We start from the raw sequence: 16,675 nt of genomic DNA on the forward strand, positions 1-16,675 counted from the left end.
CCCGGCAGATGAGAACGTGGTCTCGCATTCGATCTTCGCCGTTACCTGCGGAGACTGGCGAGTCGATGTGCGCCCAGAACGACCGGGAAGAACACGACAATCCCGAGAAGTGCCGTTGTGAGGGCGAGTCTGCCATCTAGGATGCCCGTCTCGAACAGTAGCCTGTAGAGATACGCCGACACGGGAACGACGACGCCGACGGCCGTAACGACGCCTGGCGTGTATCCACGCAGGAGAACGGACTGGCCGACGTGCAGGAAGGCGTGGAGGAAGTAGCCACCGAGGAACACCGCGAACAGGAGTCCCCAGACTCCGGTCGGGCGCTGCGTCGCGACCGCCGTCATCGCAAACAGGAGCGAGCCAACAGCGAGGACGGCAACTACGAACTCTCTTGTCGGTGTCGAGTGAATCGCGATCACTCGGCCAGCGCCCAGAGCGTCTCCTCTCGACCGTGCATCCAGCGGTCCCGCATCAGTACCTCCTCGAGGTCATGAACGACCCACGACAGTGGCAGCAACCAGAGTTCGGTGAGCACTGGACCTGTGGCCACAGCTGGAAGGAAATGTGCCCAGCGTGGGCAAATATGTTGACAGTATGGATGCGGAGCTGACTGGACACTTTCATATTTCACGCCTGTCCAGACCTGGCAGGACATCAAGAGGTATAATTCTGCGCGGAGAACGCATGATATGAGCGACCGCGGTGATCGGATCGAGCCGTTCTCTCCCCGTCGGCAAGGGACGGTCGATTACATGAGAACCGCAGGCCGGCGGAGCAACGTCCACGGCCTGATAGAGGTCGACGTGACCGAGGCGCGTCGACGATACCATCGAAGCGGGGAGGGGAGAATCCCTCTCGTTCACCGCCTTTCTCGTCTTCTGTCTCGCGCAGGCGCTCGACGACCATCCCCACGTCAACGCGTATCGAGACTGGCGGGGGCGCGTCCACGTGTTCGAGGACGTCGACGTGAACGTCCTCGTCGAGACGACGGTCGATGGCGAGCGAATGGGCGTCCCCCACGTCGTCAGGACGGCGAACGAACGGTCCGTCCGGTCGATCCACGAGGAAATCCGGGCCGCACAGGAATCCCAGGACCCGACAGAACTCTCGCGGTGGGGCGAAGTGGCACTGCGACTCCCGGGATTTCTCCGGCGACTCGTCTGGCGGCTCCCCCAGTGGTTTCCCCGGCGCTGGAAGGACCTGGCGGGGACCGTCACCGTCACCTCCGTGGGGATGTTCGGCGAGGGTGGGGGGTGGGCGGTCAGTCCCACGAACTACACGCTACAGTTGACCGTCGGTGGCATCAGCCAGAAACCGAGAGTGGTCGACGGCGAGATCGCGACCCGCGAGTTGCTGGACCTCACGGTGACGTTCGACCACGACGTCGTCGACGGCGCACCGGCAACGCGCTTCACGCAGCGACTCGGCGAACTCATCGAGGACGCCAGTGGGCTCGAACCACCGGCCGATGAGTGATAGTGCCGGCGCTCCACTCTCGGCCAGGCGTTACCCCAGCAACCCGTGAGCGATTCCCGGCGCGAGGAGCCGTCCACGACGCTTCCGGAGCCACCCGTAGACGAGGCCGCCGGCGAACGCCGCCGCGAACAGGTACCACGCGGTGAACGGGTAGTACCCGACGTGTGCGACCGAGAACGCACCGGCCTGAACGACGACCGCAGGCCACTCACCATATCTGTCCGCGAGTTCGGTCTGGAGGAAGCCACGGAACAGCGTCTCCTCCTGGAAGGACGCCACTGCGAACCCGAACACGAGCAGGAGAAGCGTCCCGGCTAGCGAGGGAGCTTCCGCGACCGGTGCGTTCGGCGGCCGTGGCCCCAGCAGCGACTGGAACCCGATGGCGATCCCTGCTGTCACGACGAGTGCGAGGACGAACCCGGCGAGACCCCACGCGATGTCTCGGAACAGGTGCTCGCGGTCGACCCACCAGGAGACGATGTCGACGCCGACCCAGCGGATGAACCCGAGGTAGACCAGTCCGACCGAGCCGACGAGGATCGTCACGAGCACCAGTCCGCCGTACTGGAGCGGGTCGGCGGGCGTCGGCTGCGTCCAGAGTGGACCCCAGAGGAGCGCACGCATCACGACGAACCCGAGGAGGATGATTCCGCCGCGTCGGAGTTGCGTCTGGGTGAACGAGTGGTCGATGGACGAGTCGGTTCGTGTCTGTGCGTCGTCGAGGACTGTTTCAGTGGTCATCGGTTGTGTCGAGCGGTTAGTTGGGGGCAGACGGCTGACGGTCCAGCACCCGGTTGCGAGTGGTAATCGAGAAGGACGACGTTTGTCGTCGACTTCCCCGCACCGCTGGGACCGAGGAAGCCGAACACCTCGCCCGGCTCGACGGGCAGCGAGAGGTCGTTGCTGGCGGAGACGTCCTGGCCGTAGCCTTTCGTCAGCCCCTCCGTCTGGATTGTTGCCACGGTCAGTCACCTCCCGGTGCGGGGGAGATTCCAGCAATATGCCCACGAACCCGGTCGCGATAGAGGGCTGTCCCGACCACACCGACGATGATCAGCGCGATCAGCCAGGTCAGGATGGCGTGGGGGACGTTGATCGTGACGAGCGTCGACGGGAGCAAGACGCCGTCGGGCGCGACGATCGAGAGGTCGATCGGGAGCCGTCCCTGCGTGGCGTTGTCGGCCCCGTGCATCACCATCGCGAGCCACGCGCTCCCGCCCGAGCCGTTGAACACCCACGCCAGCAACACCGAAAATCCGATGATACCGACGAAGTACGACTCGACCATCAGCGGTCCCCAGTCGGCGCGGAAGCCCCCGGGCAGGAACTGTGGCAGGTGCCAGAGGCCCCAGAAGACGCCGACGACGATGGCGGCCCGGAAGGCGCCGTAGCGTTCCTGCAATTCGGGCTGGGCGAACCCGCGCCAGCCGAACTCCTCCTGTCCGCCGCCGAGCAGCGTCCCGATGACGATGCCGAAGACGATGGTCGTCGGGCTGACCTCAAACGCCGACCAGTCGATGGGGCCACCGATCGCCCACGAGACGACACCGGCCGCGTAGACGATGAGGAACGGGACGGCGATAGCTGCCACGTACCACCTCCAGTGGACGCGGACTTTCGCGACGCTCCTGAACCAGCCGCGGACGCTCTCGTCGCTGGCCCAGACGACGATTGCGGCTGCGACCGACGGTGCGAGCGCGCTCAGGAAGCCGGCGAAGAACCAGCTCGTCCACGACGGCTGGGTCATCCCGACAACGTCGGGAACCGCTTCGACGCCCCACGCCAGAGCATATGCGAGGAGGAAAAACGAGGTGAGACGCCGCCTTTCCACGACTTCTCTGATCATATCCGACGGTACACCACCCGAGAGTGTCAATACAGATTATTATTCTCGTCCGCTGAGAATCTATCTGCCCGCTGGGAGGCCACACCGAGGGAGCGTGGGACGGTCGCCGGGGGCTCAACTCCGTCCTCGACGTCACCCATTGCAGTCCCGTCAGAGCAGGGCGACCTGTACGACCGAGAGCAACAACAGTGGGACGTGGAACGAGGCGTGAGACACCATCGCAGCCTCGAGACTGTACCGCCAGTAGAGCCAGCCAAAGAGGACGCCGGCGACCGCGTTCAGCAGAACCGTCCGGGCGACCAGTGCCGGTGTGAGGGCGACTGCCTGGGCGAGTGCCGGGAGGTGACCCAGGCCGAACAGGACGGCGGCGACGACGATCGCTGCCCAGACGACAGTCGGTCGCGGGCCGTCCGCACGGCGGCCGGTGACGCGCCAGCCGGCGAAGACGAGGACCGACATCAGTCCGAACCGGAGCATGAGTTCCTCGGTGATTCCGCCGTAGAGAAATCGGACGGGCGCGTACCCGAGGACGGTCAGTATCGTCGGTCTCGTCGCTCCGATCGCCGACTGTGGCAGGTCCTGAGCAACGAACGGCATCAACGCAGCGTCGAGGACGACGATCAGGATACCCCCGATAATACCGACCCCGACAGCGAGTCCGACCTCTTGCCGGAGGTGCTGCCAGATGCTGTCGTCGGTGCCAGTCCCCTCGATCGCGTACGAGCGCAGTCCGACCCGCGGTGCTGCGTAGGCGCCGAGCAGACACGCGATGCCAAGGAGCAAGAGTGGGTTGACAGCCGAGACGACGGCGAGCAACGGGAGTGACAGGCCGGTCGGGACGGCACTCGGCGGTGTCGTGACGTAGATGTAGCCGACGAGCGCCACGATTCCAGGCAGGCCAAGCAGCAGGGCCATACCGAACCGACGGCCGAACGAGGGGGTGGTTGTAGTCGGGGACATGGGGTCGCCGACTTCCCGCGTCGAGAAAGCAGTTGGGCCACCGCCGTCCTCTCCAGTCATTGGACCCCCGAACTGTGACCGGGAGTCTGCGTCGTTGCTGTATCGGTCCCGGTCTCGTACCCGAACTGACCGCGAGTGGCGATGAACAGCACGGCGACAATCCCCCAGACAGCGACTGTCGTGACGACGAGGATCGTCGTGGAGTCGCCGGCGCTGATGAAGTCGAGTGGGAGCGGGACGAGCGTACTGTTGGCCGTGTTGAACCCGGTGTGTGCGAGGATTGCGAGCAGCACGCTCCCGGTCTCGTTGTAGATCCACGTCAGGATGAACGCGATCCCGACGATGTTCAGGATGCGAACCCCGATCGACGGCGCTATGTCGACGAACTCAGCGAGTCCGTGGAACGTCGTGGGACCGGTCGCCAGCAGCGGGAGGTGCCAGAGCGCCCAGACCACGCCGAGAATGAGGGTCGCAGACACCGGTGCGTATCGCTCCTGGAGTTTCGGGAGTGCGAGCCCTCGCCAGCCAGGTTCTTCGTTGCCGCCGCCGACGAGTGCGATGCTGACGAAGGAAACGATCACGAGCGAGACGCGATCAGAGAGGAGTCCGGGATCGACGGACGTGCCGACGAGTTCGAGGCCCACGCTGGTCAGTGCGATGAGTACGAGCGGGATGGTGAGCGCGGCGACGTACCACCGCGGCGCGACGCGCCAGTCGACGATCTGGCGTGCCCACGCCCGGACTGAGTCGCTTCCCACCCACACGACGACGAGGGCCGCGAGCGCCGGGCCGTAGCCCCCGACGATGAATCCGAGCGTCCGTATCGGCTCGGCCAGTCCGAGGACCGGACCGAGCCACGCCAGCCAGGAGATGGCGTAGGCGAGCGCGAAGAACGTCGCGACGGGATGGGCGTCGACGAGTTCGCGAAACTGCTGTCTCATGGTTCGATACTCCCTCGGTCGATTGCTGGTGTTGAAATCATGTATCTCGAGTCTTTACAGTGGTAGAATCCCGAGCAGGGACAGTTGCCAGGCGAACAGGAGTGCGAGCGCCGTCACCACAGAAAAGTGGAGCCGGGCCCAGCGAGTCCAGAAGCCGTCGCGCCACGCGAACCCGGTCGCGACGACGGCACCGACCGTCCCAGCGAGGGCGATCCATCTGAGGACCTTGCCGGTCTGGAGTGCGAACGACGGCGAGGCGGCTTCGGCGTCGAAGTTGATCCAGGCCAGCAGGAAGATGACCAGCACTGCCAGCCAGAGCAGACTCACCACGCCGAGCAGCCAGCGGGCCGCCCGCTCGCGGCCGGTCGGGAGGTCACCGCCTCGCCATCGTCGCCACACCGGACCACCGACCCAGAGCAACAGGACGGAGAGGAAGGCCACAACGCCCCCGCCGAGGACAGCCTGGAGCACCGTGAGACTCTCGTACCACGGGACGCGTTCGTAGGTGGCGGGCCCGAAGGCGTGTCGGAACATGTGGGTCGCGCGGCCATCCTCGTCGAACCGGAAGACCAGCGTGTCGCTCCCGCCGACCTCCTCATACACCCCTTGACGGCGTTCGACCCATCTGCGAGTGGGTTCGCCGAGGCGACTGGTGGTCAGGTACCCCTCTTCGGTGGCTCCGACGGTGTAGGTCCGTGTCATCACGCCGAGAACGCGCTCCCAGGAGGACGCAGACACTGTCAGCGAGCGGTAGTCACCCGTCAGGTCGCGCGCTCGCTCCGCGGCACCGTCCGGTGGTTCCACAACTGGCGTATCCGACCGCGGGTAATACCGGTCCGTGAACGCCTGGAGGAGTTCGAACCGGGCGGGACCGCCGCCGGGACTGTTGTAGACAACGAACAGGCCGGTGTCGCGCTCGGGGTAGAGCGCTAGCAGGCTCTTGAAGCGGGGCGTGTCGCCCCAGTGGCCGACGATCGTCTCGTCGTTGCGGTCCATCTCTATGAAGCCGTAGGCCATCCCGTTTAGTTCCGGGACCGCTTCGGACTTCGTGAACTGTCGCTGGTGCATCTCACGGACCGTCTCGGCCTCGAGAATGCGTTCCGAGCCGTATTCGCCCTCGTTCAGGTGGGCGAGCATGAACTGCCCCATGTCAATGGGGGTCGTGCGGAGCGACCCACCCTCGGGCGGCAGTGTCCAGATCACGGGGTCGTGAGCCTGGTACTCGCCGTTCTGGTGCGTGTATCCGATGGCGCGGCGAGGCTCCAGTCGGGCGGGAAGCGGTTGGGCGTAGGTCGTGTCGGCCATCCCGAGGGGCGTGAAGATGCGCTCGTCGACCAGTTCGGTGAAATTCGCGTTGGACTGCTCGGCGAGCACGTGTCCGGCCAGGGCCGTCCCGTAGTTCGAGTACGCGACGAACTGGCCCGGCGGCCTGACGCGTGCCGGCCGGTGCGCGGCGAGAATCTCATCCATCGGCCGTATCTCGTCGGGGTCGTCCGTGACCATCCCCCTGAAGATGTCCTCGAAGCCCGCCGAGTGGGTGGCGAGGTGATTCAACGTAATCGGCTCGTCGTCGGTGTCCGGGACCGTGACTGCCGAGTCGGTCAGGTACTCGTTCACGTCGCGGTCGCGTTCGAGCCGTCCGTCCTCGACGCCCTGCATCACGGCCGTCCACGTGACGAGTTTGCCGGTCGAGCCGACGCTGAACACCGTCTCGTTGGCGTCGACGGGTCGCTGAGAATCGAGAGCTGCGTACCCGTACCCCTTCGCGAGAACCACCTCGCCGTCGCTGACGATGACGACGGCCGCGCCCGGGACGTTGTACTCCTCCAGTTGGTGGGCCATCGTCTCGTCGAGCCACGCCCCGGTCTCCGTCTGGTTCGTCAGGGCGACCTGCTCGGTCGGTGTGGATACGTGGGCTGGCGGCGTCGCAGTCGAGTCGGGAACCGGAGTGGCTGTCGCGACGAGCGGCGCGCTCAGGAGTGTGACGACGAGTGCGACCGCGCCGAGGAGACGTATTCGTCGCTCGAACATTCGACCTACCGAGTGGAGACAGTCGCCTGCTCGCGCTCCCCGAGCAGGTAGCCGCCGAAGGCGACCAGCCAGAGCATCACGGGGTAGACGATCATCCGCTCGGTGCCGCCGTGCCCGATGGGGCCGAACGCGGCGGTGTTCCCACCGTCACCGAGCGCCATCAACACGACGAAGACGAGTCCGAGCACGCCAGCCAGGACGGCCAGTGCCCGCATGACGCCGCCGAGGCGAGTCGCGCTCCCGATGGCCTGCACGTTGAAGAAGACGAACGCGAGCAGTGCCGACAGGCCGTGGAGGCCGCCGGTGTCCAGCGGGAAGAGGCCGGCGCCGATCGCACCGACGCCCGCCAGCGCGAAGACCGCGAGGAGCCAGCGCTTCCCGTGGCTGCGGTAGAAGAAGTATCCACCTGCCAGATTCAGCACGCCGACCAAGATCAGCGAGGCGTTGAACAGGAGTGCCGTCTCGGGAAACACTCCGAGGTCACTGATGGCACCCCCACGGAAATCATAGCCGGGGACCATCGCCGCCGCGAGCATGATCACTGTCATGAACTGTGCAGCGAGTGCGAAGAAGCAGATACCCGCCAGTGTTCGGGGCGCGACCGCCACCCCCCGAATCGAGATTACTGGCTCAGCTGTAGATTCGAGTTGGCTCATGTATTGTTCACCGTACTACTGTTGGCTAGATAATGATATAAATCGAGACGGCGCTTCCCGTTCGGTGAGAACGAATCAGAGACGGCCCGAGAGAACGACTCGCTATCCGTTGGCTCGTCACTCTTGAGGGCTACGTACCCGTCTCACCTCGGCGAACAAGATCGAGAACTGTACTCGGATACGATCGATGGAGCGCGGCGACGTGAACCAGCGCGAGGGCGGCGTTGATCGGGCCCCAGGGCCCGGACAGGACCAGTCCAGCCTGAAATACGGCACCAGCAGCGTGGCCTAGGAGGACAGCACGGCCACGCCAGCAGAGGGCGACTGCGAGGCCGACCTCGAAGACAGTTACCAGCGGTTGCAGAATCGCGAGATACGGGACGACGAGCGACTGCCAGAGGTCCGTGTAGGGGGCAACGAGCGCCTGATTCGCGAATTGCGGATAGATTTCGGGAGCGAGGACGCCAAGCAGGACGTGCGTGAGTGCGCCCAGCAGATACATCACCCCCAGCACGACGCGGAGAACGTCCCAGTGACGGTCGGCCCCAGACTTCGTCGAGCTTGCTGTGGTTTCGGGACCCGCCTCTTCAGTTTGCATCTCGATTACACCCTCACGTTGGACGGCCGACACGATAGGCACGAAGGCCGGTTCTCACGAGACGGGAACCTGCCAGCCCGGACCACACCTCTGGGACAACACAGACGATTGCCCGGAGCAGCACGCTGCTCATCGTCGTTCGGGCGTCGTGAGTTCGGTTGGAAACCGGAGGCGGCCGTCACGCCACCTGACCCAAAGAGCGACGAGCACGAGGCCGATACCGGCGGCGACGAGGCCAATGATGCCGGCTTCGGGGCCGAAGTTCCCGCCGGTGAGAACGGTCGGGCCCGACTGCTCGGTCGCGACGAGCGCGACACCGCCGTTCGTCCCGCTAACGGGGAAGCCGTAGACCGGCCCCTGGAAGAAGTTCCAGGTGATGTGGATGCCGATTGGGATCGCCAGTTCACCGGTCAGGACATACCCACCCGCGAGCATGAGTACAGCGACGACGATGCCAGCCGTACTCGCCAGCGTCGCGTTCGGATTCCCGGCATGGGCGACGCCGAAAAAAAGCGAGGTTACGAGCACTGCGAGGCCGACCGCGGTTGCCCGTCCGACCTGCTCGGACCACGTGAGACCCTCCGCGAGGTTCGTGATGAGATACCCGCGAAAGAGGAGTTCCTCGTAGATACCCACGGCGACAAACGAGACGAACGCCCAGAGAAACCACGGCCAGAATGGGGATTCGGCGCGAGCGACGAAAACGAGATCTCGAATCGTGACCCAGCCGACCAGCAACTCGAAGAGGAAGATGCCCGTCATCAGAACGGCCCCGAGCGCGAGTCTGAAGCTGAGGTCGATCCACCACTGGCGGTCGAGGTGGAAGCCGAAGTCCCGGAACTGCCGGCGGTCAAGGTATCGCCCGGCGACGTACACGCTTCCGACCATCACCACCAGCTGCGAGGCGAGGAAGACGACGTTGAGGACGGCGATTAGTGCCCGGTCGGGTGACAGTCCCGGCGTGACGAGGACGAGCAGTGGTTCCGCTGACGGACTCCGAATCAGGACGATGAGAATCTGCGCCAGGAGACCGAGGCTGACGAGCAGACCCAGCCACACGAGCAGTCGCCACGGGAGTCGGAGACGGTGCGTCCCGTCGTTCCAGAGGAGGTTCTTGAGGAGAGCGAGCATCGTTCAGGCGAGTACGTCGTCGAGCCAGTCGAACACGATCTGATTCATCAAGGTGAGGTTCCCGGCTCCCATGTGTGAACTCGCACCCAGGTCAGTCGGAAGGACCTCCAGATCGGCGTCCGGGTGATCGATCGCCGAGAGTGCCTCGTCCTGCCAAGGGCCGAAGACCTCGTGGTCTTCGTACTCCTGTTCGCCGGAGATCAGGAGCGTCGGACAGTCGATTGCACTGGGATCGATAGTGAACTCCTCAGAGACAGCGAGCAATTCTTCGATCGAATCTGCCCCGAAGCGCCACATGTACTGATCCATCAACTCAAGGACGAGCCTGAGGTCCGGTCTCGCGATACGTGGGAGGAGGTCCATGACGGGTGTGTCCTCCAGTCGGGCGAGCCACTGCGCATTGTTCGCGAGCCAGACGTCTGCGAAGTCGAGAATGATGCTGTTCGCGACACAGGCGTTGATGCGGTCGTCGTGTGCAGCCGCTCTCGGGACGAGATAGCCCCCGAAGCTGACGCCGAAGGCGCCGAGTCGAGTGGGGTCCACCTCGGGGCGATCGGTAAGCCAATCCAGCACTGCACCGAACGGTCGTTCAGCGTCGGGGCGAAACGTCAGCCCCTCATCGGGGAGGATGCCCTGCCCAGGGAGATCGACGAGGAGCAGGTTGTAGTCACGCTTCCGTGCCGCAGGTGCGATCATGAAGTACGTGTCCTCCACGAACGTGTCGCCCCCGCCGAGCATGACGAGTGTCTTCGTCTGCTCGGCAGTTCCCTCGGCAGGGAGAAAGTAACCGGGCAGCTCCGCGTTCTCGAATGGGATCGCAACACGGTCGATCGGGTCGTCGACACAGTCGACTGCCGTGTTGAAACACTCGCGGCCCCGCTCGTATCCCGTCTTGAACTCTGAATCGGACTGCGGATCGCATAGCCCGACCGACGCCCGGCGATACGTGTAGGCTCTGAAGTAGTGTTCAGCAGCACTCACCTCGTGCCCGTCGTTGAGACACTTGTTGGCCCGCGTCTCAACGCGCTCTGCCAACGCCTGCCACTCACTTTCCCAGGTATCGAGGTCTGTTTCATCAATACGGGAGGCGACGGTGAAAGACTCGCCGACCTCACTCCCACCGTACGTCTGAAAGCTCAGCAGAATCGAGAAAAAGTAGTCGAGCGTGTTCAGGTCGAACGCATACGTCACCGACTCCGTACTGTGTACCCGATCTCTCACGCCAGGGAGTTTGTCGGGCAATCGATCACGCACTTCGGGCGGCAGTTTCGCGAGAAAGTCGGCTATCATACTCACAGTTCCGTTCGTGGACCACTCGCAAATAACGTGTGAACGTTCTCACACGATGGGAAGGGAGGGGAAGAAAAGCTCTCTCAAAGAAGCGCTGGCAACACGAGAATCATGACGACGTTGATGACGCCATGGGCGAGCATACAGGCCACCACGTTCCGCGACCAGACGTAGACGCCCACGATGACGAGAGTGAATACTGCCTGCGGGATTGCACCGACCAGCCCCCAGGCAGGGAAGTGGACGGCGAGGAAGACGATTCCACTGACAGCCGCAGCGATCCAGACGCTGCCGGTCACCTCGGTCAGGCGTTCGATGGGGTAGCCACGCCAGAGGATCTCCTCGGTGACCACGGCTGTCACGACGATTATCAGCTGGACCGGCAGCGAGAGCTGGCTGAGGGCCGACAGCGTTTCCGGTTGCTCGAGTTGCAGTGTCACGACGGCGATACCGGTCGCGAGCAGGCCGAGGACGACTCCAAGGACGCCCGCACCGAGTCCGACGGCTGCTTCCCTGCGAGTCGGTGCTCGGAGTCCGATCGAATCCAGTCGGCGGTTCTCCCAGTATAGCACGATCGCGAGGACCAGACCGACCAGAACCCAGGTCGAGAGTGAGTTCGCCAGAAACGACCGCGTCGCGGTCGCGTCGGCCCAGCGTGGCAGGTCGAGTCGACCGAGCAGCGGTGATCCGAACAGTGCGACGAACAAGCCGACGACGACGGGGGCAGAGAGGTCTCGACGCGAGGGGTGACGGCTCTCACTGGTCGTTGAGGACATACCGACAACGTGGCGTCGAAATCACATATAATGGCGCGGCTGCTCTCGCGGACCGAGAATGTCGACATCGGACAGTAGATTCTCACCCGGTGAGAGTGTCGGTCTATTCTCATTATCTCGCAGCACATCTCTCTATGTATGAGACCCCAGAACGAGTGGTTCCAGCCCGAACAGTTACGCCGCTACTACTTCACGTTCGAGGTCATCGCGCTCGCGATTGTACTGGCCGTCGCCGGTCTCCTCGCCGTCACTGGTGTTCTCTTCGAGATGAACCCGCTGGTACCGCTGGTCGGGGCCGCGATCGCGCTGGTCGCCTTCGGCTACCTGACGTGGTGGATTCCGGCGTTCTACCGGACCGCTGGCTACCGCTTTACCGACGACGAGGTCGAGTACCGCCGTGGTGTCTTCTTCCAGCAGAAGACCACGGTGCCGTACAACCGGATCACGAACGTCGGCATCTCGCAGGGCCCCATCGAGCGCTTCGTGAACGCCGGGGCCGTCGGTATCCACACCGCGGGGTACGGTGGCCAGATGGGTGCCGAACTGACCATCGGCGGCGTCAGTGACTTCGAGGACATCCAGGAACAGATTCTGGACCGGGTCAGAGAGCGGCCCGCGAAGGCGACCGAAGGCGAAGACACCGTGGAAACAGTCGAGTCCCGGACAGACGAGGGTGAGGAGTCCACCGAGATGCTGGGCGAACTCCGCCGCATCCGGGAGCTCCTCGAGCAGGGGCGAACCGCGTAGCACTGACGGTGGTTTCCTTGCTTCCGATGGACGTCCGTGTTCCCATGTCGGCGATACAATACAGTTCGAGAGGGAGAGCAGGATGGTGCCGATGACTGATCGGATAAGAACGCTGGCACGGTTGAGCACACCGTGGGGGTTCCCCGTCCTCTATCTCGGGTGGGCGTACCTGTTCTGGGCCCCAATCTTCGGCTCGAACACGTCCGTCTGGGAAGGGACCAACCTGATCCTGTTTCTCGTCGGTGGGGCGAGTCCGCTGCTCGCCGGTCTCACGATGGCCTGGCTCACCGGTGGCAAGGAACGGGTCGGTGACCTGGGTCGACGGCTCGTCGACGTGCGGCGGATCTCCGTGCAGTGGTGGGTCGTCATCTTGGTATTCTGGCCGGTCTTCAATCTCGTCACCGCCGGGGCTGCAATCGCGCTGGGCGTCACCGACCGACCGATCACCGTCGTCTGGACAGTCCTGACCGACCCCGCGACACTCGGGTTCATGCTGGCACTCGGCCTGCTGTTCCCGGCCATCGAGGAGACCGGACTCCGGGGCTACTACCTCGATAGACTCCAGGAACGCTTCAGTCCGCTCGTCGCCGGCGTCATCAACGGGAGCACGTGGGCCGCCTGGCACGCTGCATTCGTCTTCTTTCCGGGCTACTACGCGAACACCAGCTACGATCCCCAGTTGTGGTGGTGGCTGCCGAGTATCGTCCTGCACACGCTCGTTTTCGTCTGGATCTACAACAACACGGACCGGAGTATCCTCGCGGTCCTGCTGATACACTCGGTGATGAACCTGAGCGGCGAGTTCCTGGGGCTCGCCGACGAGATGTTCCCGTTCCAGCTCCCGGCGCTCGCACTCGTAGTCATCGTCCTAGTGGCGAGCGGGCGGCTCTCGAAAACGTCCGTCAGTCGAGAATCGGAAGCGGATACCCGACAGATAGCGTAACCGAGCAGCTCTCCACAGCGATCCCGGACCGTCCCTCCCGTGATGAATCGCCCACTCAGACGGAGTGACCGCGATCACTCTCTGTCGATGGCTCCGGTCGTCGTCCCATCGAACGGAGGTATGTAACGGCCAACAACGTGGAGACGAGTATCGGCAGGAACGTGAAGAACGCCGCCACGGGGCTGATGGTGACAGTGTCGCCAGCCATGAACACGATCGTCATGATCCCGATCGGGGCAGCGAGGGTCGCGCCGAGGACCAGTTCGACACCGGCGAAGACGAAGCCCCAGGTGCGTTCCCGGAACAGCCACGCGGCCGAGAGGAAGATCGACGGGACGACGACCCCGAGGTCAATGACGTGTGTCACCATCGCCTGCGGGCCCGACTCTTCGATCAGTGACGGTTCCGTTCCGCTGAGCAGTGGCGGTACGACGTCCGAGAGCCAGAGAGCGCCCAGTCCAAGGCCGATGACCACGAGCGCCACGCTGTACAGTGTCGTGTTGAGGTGCCCATCGAGTGTTTCGCGGATCGCGTCGGCATCGGTCGTCACCATCCCGCCGACGAACGTGAACAGCGAGAGGCCGAACAGCGCGACGTACACGAGGAAGAACGCGTTGAACGGGATCTGCACGGCGATCGAGGCCCACATGTAGGTCATGTACGCCAGCCCACCGAGCCAGACGATGCGACCACGGGGCGAGCTCCGCATCGCGTACCAGAGTCCGACCGCCAGGACAGGAATCCCGACGACGAGGATCGTGAGGTCCTGCATCCGGTAGGATTCGACGATGCCGGGTGCGGCGCGGTAGTGACCCGGCCGGAAGAGTCCGGCCAGTGACGAGACGGCGGCGAGAACGAGGACGGCGACTGTCGCGAGGACGTGCCACCGGCGGAGTTGCCTGTCCATCGCATTCACCAGACGAACAGACGATCGACCAGACGATAACTGCTGCTGGTGGTTCTCACTGGGCAGGAACCGACATCCCCTTCGGGGGAGGCGTGGTTTCATGACTCATGGGTTCGTCACATCGCGACAATGACTTCGGCAGTACAGCTCTTCGGGGGTGCGCTCGGAGCACTCGCGTTCGTCGACATCGCCCGCCGCTGGGGCGGGCCCTATCCGGAACGCCTGCCCTCGACAATCGAGCGTCGTCGCGAACTCCTCGAGGTCGGGGTTCTGTTTGCGCTGACAGCCGGCGCGGTCACGTACCCGATTTTGCTCTTCCGCGACGTGCTTTCCTACAACCCCGTGTTCGCCAGTATCGGCGGTCAGACGTTCGGGTTCGTGTTCCTGCTCGGTGCGCTGACAGCAGTCGTCGTTCCCGCAGTCCTCGAACTCGGCGTCCACGGTCGATCGCTCGCCGACCTGGGGTTTCGACGACCGGTCGCCTGGCGACCCACGCTTCTGTTGGTCGGCGTCGGTGTCCTCTTCGGTCTCGCACCACTCGCGTTCGGTTTCAGCGGGACCGAATCGGCCGCCGCACTGTTGCTCGGCCTCTACACGCCGGTGTTCAAAGAAGAATTTCTCTTCCGAGGTGTTCTTCAGACGAAACTCGAGCGGGTCGTCACCCAGGAGCGTGCGTGGATCACCTCGGGCGTCCTGTTCGGCCTCAGTCACGTGCCAAACGACTTCTTTGGCTTCTTCTGGGTGGCCGACGGCGGCGATCCGATCATCGCACTGGGACGACTGACATAGCAGACGGCGAAAGGACTGCTCTACGGCCTCCTGTTCATGAAATCACGGACGCTCGTGGCTCCAATCGTGGCGCACTACTGCTCAAACAAACTGGCACTCGTCGTGAACTCCATCTGGGGGTGACGGGAAGTGGCGCGACGAACCGATCGGATCGAGACGGTCGTTCGAGAGCGGCCAGTCCCCGCGTTCGTCTGTGTCACCGTTCTCATCACCTGGGGAATCTGGTGGCCGGTCGCGTTCGGTCTCGTCAAGGCCAGGCCCATCGAGAAAATCGGCGGCTTCGCACCCACTATCGTCGGCCTCGTCCTCACGGCCGTCCTCACCGGCGAGCAGGGACTCCGTGACCTCGGAACCAGACTCGTCGACTGGCGGGCCGGTCTCGGCTGGTACCTGCTCGTCCTCGCGTTCAGTCCCATGCTGTTGCTGCTCGCCGTCGGCGGTTACCGGTCACCCGGTGGGAGCCTCGCGCTGTCGATCCCCGATCCACCGATCCTGGTTATCGGGTTCGTCTACGTGCTGGTCACGAGCGTCGCTGGCGAGGAAGTCGGCTGGCGCGATCAGATTGAGTGGGGAGATCCTCCCCCAGTGTGAGGAACAGTCGCCGAAATGAGGTCGTGCTGAACCGTCCTACATCGAACGGTCGCTCTCCGCTGCCGTAATGATACACGAGCGTCGGGTACTCCGGCCCCAGTCACTGCCAGGACAGAAACGGAGTCTCGAACTCCCTCAGCGGAGTGTCGACCACGACATCGTGCCGACCAGCAGTGCTCGGGTCGTCGATGTTGTCGACCGGTGGCATCGTCTCAATGGTGGCGTCAACAAGCGCCGGAGCGTCGACGGATCGAACGAAAAACTTCGTCTCACCAAGGAAGAGAGCACTCAGTCGGACCGTCGCGATGTCGATTAGTTCGTGTCGGTTTATCGTTTGCTGGTCGTCAGTAGCTACGTTCGGAGATCAGTTCAGTCCGCTGAGAGCGCGTGAATCGCCCCGATGACCAGCCTGTCCAGAGAATGGGTAGCTATACCGTACGCGACAAAAAACGCGACCATCGCGAGAAGACCGATGATGTCGAATCTAGCAGGATCCACTGTGGCGAAAAGGGGGATTAGCGACACCAGTGTCTCGACCGCACGCTGGAAGGTCAGGACCGCGACGCCACCCCCGACGACGAGAGCTACGAGGTAGCCCGTGGTTCGCAGCGATGAGGGTGTCACTCGCGACCACACTCGGAGCTGATACTCATCATAAGAGACGAGTCCGAGTGCCGCCAGCTGACGACGCACCTGGTCGACAGCAGTCACGGCGAGGACGAACCACAGTGCCATCGCCAGCCCGAACTGGAGGAACGACGGCGACAGGTCGAGCACGGTTTCGCTGAATGTCTCGACGACGACCGGCGTCGCGCGATCGACCAAGACGTAGAACAGCACGTACCCAAGGATGGCCTCAATCGGGCCGTATGCCGGGAATTCCTGGTGTATTTCGGCCTCTGGTCGAGGAGCGCCAAAAGCCTTCATACGTAAAGAGACGACGCCACGGGTCTTCAAACACGTCGACACTTCCCGGCCGGGACGAATCTCGAC

At 63.8% G+C, this 16,675-nt stretch carries 19 protein-coding genes and 1 pseudogene; 5 read left to right on the top strand and 15 right to left on the bottom strand.

Annotation, left to right across the window (positions count from 1 at the left end; genetic code table 11):
* Positions 1-41 precede the first annotated feature (41 nt).
* Together DV707_RS17585 and DV707_RS19240 are read right to left on the bottom strand one after the other, a co-directional pair.
* Positions 42-419: an HXXEE domain-containing protein gene (locus DV707_RS17585; RefSeq protein WP_103992970.1), complete on the bottom strand. Its 378-nt coding sequence runs from the start codon at positions 417-419 to the stop codon at positions 42-44.
* Positions 416-550 (bottom strand): hypothetical protein, encoded by a 135-nt coding sequence (locus DV707_RS19240; protein WP_268806889.1) that lies wholly within the window; start codon positions 548-550, stop codon positions 416-418. Before DV707_RS19240 ends, DV707_RS17585 begins: the two co-directional genes overlap by 4 nt.
* A 278-nt stretch (positions 551-828) precedes the next feature.
* Here DV707_RS19240 and DV707_RS17590 point away from each other — a divergent pair, with 278 nt between their 5' ends.
* The gene (locus DV707_RS17590; protein ID WP_235010853.1) at positions 829-1,476 is read left to right on the top strand and encodes a 2-oxo acid dehydrogenase subunit E2; all 648 of its coding nucleotides are present in this window, start codon (positions 829-831) and stop codon (positions 1,474-1,476) included.
* Between the two features lie 30 nt (positions 1,477-1,506).
* On the opposite strand, the gene DV707_RS17595 is transcribed toward DV707_RS17590, so the two are convergent.
* The 11 genes and pseudogenes from DV707_RS17595 to DV707_RS17645 all read right to left on the bottom strand — a co-directional run bounded on the left by DV707_RS17595 (position 1,507) and on the right by DV707_RS17645 (position 11,705).
* On the bottom strand, positions 1,507-2,217 hold the full coding sequence (locus DV707_RS17595) for a CPBP family intramembrane glutamic endopeptidase (RefSeq protein ID WP_103992971.1): 711 nt from the start codon (positions 2,215-2,217) through the stop codon (positions 1,507-1,509).
* A gap of 29 nt (positions 2,218-2,246) precedes the next feature.
* Positions 2,247-2,438 (bottom strand): annotated as a pseudogene (locus DV707_RS17600) (ATP-binding cassette domain-containing protein); the annotation flags it as partial.
* 2 nt (positions 2,439-2,440) lie between these two features.
* A complete protein-coding gene (locus tag DV707_RS17605) occupies positions 2,441-3,322 on the bottom strand; it encodes a CPBP family intramembrane glutamic endopeptidase (protein ID WP_103992973.1) in 882 nt (293 codons plus the stop codon).
* A 150-nt stretch (positions 3,323-3,472) separates the two neighbouring features.
* Complete coding sequence (locus DV707_RS17610; protein ID WP_103992974.1) at positions 3,473-4,282, bottom strand: CPBP family intramembrane glutamic endopeptidase; 810 nt, start codon at positions 4,280-4,282, stop codon at positions 3,473-3,475.
* Between the two features lie 56 nt (positions 4,283-4,338).
* Positions 4,339-5,223 (bottom strand): type II CAAX endopeptidase family protein, encoded by an 885-nt coding sequence (locus DV707_RS17615; RefSeq protein WP_103992975.1) that lies wholly within the window; start codon positions 5,221-5,223, stop codon positions 4,339-4,341.
* Between the two features lie 54 nt (positions 5,224-5,277).
* Positions 5,278-7,254 carry a serine hydrolase domain-containing protein gene (locus tag DV707_RS17620; RefSeq protein WP_103992976.1) on the bottom strand — a complete coding sequence of 659 codons (1,977 nt, stop codon included), beginning with the start codon at positions 7,252-7,254 and terminating at the stop codon, positions 5,278-5,280.
* Positions 7,255-7,259: 5 nt separating this feature from the next.
* Positions 7,260-7,802, bottom strand: a complete 543-nt coding sequence (locus tag DV707_RS17625) for a DUF998 domain-containing protein (RefSeq protein ID WP_240728578.1) — start codon at positions 7,800-7,802, stop codon at positions 7,260-7,262.
* Positions 7,803-8,040: 238 nt separating this feature from the next.
* Entirely contained in the window at positions 8,041-8,508 is a 468-nt protein-coding gene (locus tag DV707_RS17630; RefSeq protein ID WP_136361940.1) for a hypothetical protein, read from the bottom strand.
* Positions 8,509-8,637: 129 nt separating this feature from the next.
* On the bottom strand, positions 8,638-9,639 hold the full coding sequence (locus DV707_RS17635) for a CPBP family intramembrane glutamic endopeptidase (RefSeq protein ID WP_103992979.1): 1,002 nt from the start codon (positions 9,637-9,639) through the stop codon (positions 8,638-8,640).
* A gap of 3 nt (positions 9,640-9,642) precedes the next feature.
* On the bottom strand, positions 9,643-10,929 hold the full coding sequence (locus tag DV707_RS17640) for an alpha/beta hydrolase family protein (RefSeq protein ID WP_103992980.1): 1,287 nt from the start codon (positions 10,927-10,929) through the stop codon (positions 9,643-9,645).
* A gap of 83 nt (positions 10,930-11,012) precedes the next feature.
* Positions 11,013-11,705 carry a CPBP family intramembrane glutamic endopeptidase gene (locus DV707_RS17645; protein WP_103992981.1) on the bottom strand — a complete coding sequence of 231 codons (693 nt, stop codon included), beginning with the start codon at positions 11,703-11,705 and terminating at the stop codon, positions 11,013-11,015.
* Between the two features lie 138 nt (positions 11,706-11,843).
* Here DV707_RS17645 and DV707_RS17650 point away from each other — a divergent pair, with 138 nt between their 5' ends.
* A complete protein-coding gene (locus DV707_RS17650) occupies positions 11,844-12,452 on the top strand; it encodes a PH domain-containing protein (protein WP_103992982.1) in 609 nt (202 codons plus the stop codon).
* Positions 12,453-12,543: 91 nt separating this feature from the next.
* On the top strand, positions 12,544-13,395 hold the full coding sequence (locus tag DV707_RS17655; protein ID WP_235010849.1) for a CPBP family intramembrane glutamic endopeptidase: 852 nt from the start codon (positions 12,544-12,546) through the stop codon (positions 13,393-13,395).
* Positions 13,396-13,450: 55 nt separating this feature from the next.
* On the opposite strand, the gene DV707_RS17660 is transcribed toward DV707_RS17655, so the two are convergent.
* On the bottom strand, positions 13,451-14,302 hold the full coding sequence (locus tag DV707_RS17660; RefSeq protein WP_103992983.1) for a hypothetical protein: 852 nt from the start codon (positions 14,300-14,302) through the stop codon (positions 13,451-13,453).
* 129 nt (positions 14,303-14,431) lie between these two features.
* Here DV707_RS17660 and DV707_RS17665 point away from each other — a divergent pair, with 129 nt between their 5' ends.
* Positions 14,432-15,091 carry a CPBP family intramembrane glutamic endopeptidase gene (locus DV707_RS17665; RefSeq protein WP_103992984.1) on the top strand — a complete coding sequence of 220 codons (660 nt, stop codon included), beginning with the start codon at positions 14,432-14,434 and terminating at the stop codon, positions 15,089-15,091.
* Positions 15,092-15,220: 129 nt separating this feature from the next.
* Positions 15,221-15,682, top strand: coding sequence for a hypothetical protein (locus DV707_RS17670; protein WP_103992985.1), 462 nt, complete (start codon positions 15,221-15,223; stop codon positions 15,680-15,682).
* Positions 15,683-16,051: 369 nt separating this feature from the next.
* On the opposite strand, the gene DV707_RS17675 is transcribed toward DV707_RS17670, so the two are convergent.
* Positions 16,052-16,609 carry a hypothetical protein gene (locus DV707_RS17675; protein WP_103992986.1) on the bottom strand — a complete coding sequence of 186 codons (558 nt, stop codon included), beginning with the start codon at positions 16,607-16,609 and terminating at the stop codon, positions 16,052-16,054.
* Between the last annotated feature and the right edge of the window lie 66 nt (positions 16,610-16,675).

Origin of the sequence: Halobellus limi (assembly GCF_004799685.1) — an archaeon.
Lineage (GTDB): Archaea > Halobacteriota > Halobacteria > Halobacteriales > Haloferacaceae > Haloquadratum > Haloquadratum limi.